This is a genomic window from Actinoplanes rectilineatus, from assembly GCF_000962825.1.
Lineage (GTDB): Bacteria > Actinomycetota > Actinomycetes > Mycobacteriales > Micromonosporaceae > Actinoplanes > Actinoplanes rectilineatus.
This window is the reverse complement of record NZ_JZKF01000229.1, coordinates 1-592: the sequence shown is the minus strand read 5'-3', so window position 1 is coordinate 592 and position 592 is coordinate 1. Positions and strand designations below refer to the sequence as shown.

Below are 592 nucleotides of genomic sequence, written 5' to 3'. Positions count from 1 at the left end.
CGACTCGCCGGGGATCAGGTCGGCGGCGTCGCTCCATTCACCGGTGGTCGCGTCCCAGAAGGGATGGTGTGACGTGGTCTCCAGAACCGACTCGGTCGGCCCGCGGGTACTACGTCCCCCTTCGCCCTCACCCTCCGTCCGCACAGCCGCATCCGCCGGCTTGCTGGACACGGTCACATCGACCAGGTCCAGGTCGCGGTTGGCGTGCAGGAGGGTGACCTCCCGCGCACCTTCCTGACCGGTGACCGGGTCCTTGGCCTGAACCTTGTCACCGATGTTGATCTCAGCGATCGGCCGCACAGACCCGTCCGCCATCAACACCCGGGTCTCCGGGTCGAAGCTGTGCCGCGTCTTGCAAGCGACCGGGGCGTCCTGATCGGAGCCGTCCTGTTCGTTGGACCGGTCCGATCGTTCCTCCCGCTCGCGCTGGTCGCGTTCAGGCTTCTGCTTGTCCTGGTGGGACTTGCTCGGCTTCGCCTTGTCGGGCTTGGCTTCCTTCTTCGGCGCGGTCTTCGGCTTCTGCTTCTGGACCGGCTTCGACGGCTTCGCCTTGGCGGGCTTCGGCTTCGGCTTCGGCTTGGGTTTCGGCTTC

Annotated in this window: 1 protein-coding gene; it reads right to left on the bottom strand. The window is 66.7% G+C overall.

The genetic code is table 11. The annotated features are described in order from the left end of the window. Positions 1-300: hypothetical protein (locus tag WH85_RS52630; protein ID WP_211275665.1), on the bottom strand; the 300-nt coding region annotated here is incomplete at its 3' end. Positions 301-592: the final 292 nt, after the last annotated feature.